Raw genomic sequence first — 329 nt, forward strand, 5'->3', positions numbered from 1 at the left:
CCGCCTTCTATCTCATGGTCGCGGCGGTGTTGCCGGTTCGCTCGTGGCCCCCGATCTGCCGGCAAGTGTCCAGAATCCGCCTGAAGCGCCACATGCGCAAGGAGTTCCCGACCTACGCCGACGCCGTTCATGCGGTGCTTGGCGCGGGGGCCGATACGCGCAAGATCTTCGAAGACCAGCTTGCGGCGCGCCATCGCCGCCGCATGCAACTTGCGGCGCATCTGGTCGCCAGCCGCTGGTCGCCGGCGATCCGGCTGGAAGGTCTCGACGGGCTCAAGTCGGCCCTGGCGCGCGGCCAAGGCGCCATCGTCTGGTGCGATCAATTCACC

At 67.8% G+C, this 329-nt stretch carries 1 pseudogene; it reads left to right on the forward strand.

Annotation, left to right across the window (positions count from 1 at the left end):
• Positions 1-92 precede the first annotated feature (92 nt).
• A pseudogene (locus tag EN804_RS35690) lies at positions 93-329 on the forward strand (hypothetical protein); the annotation flags it as partial.

This window comes from Mesorhizobium sp. M8A.F.Ca.ET.161.01.1.1 (assembly GCF_004792105.1).
Taxonomy (GTDB): domain Bacteria; phylum Pseudomonadota; class Alphaproteobacteria; order Rhizobiales; family Rhizobiaceae; genus Mesorhizobium.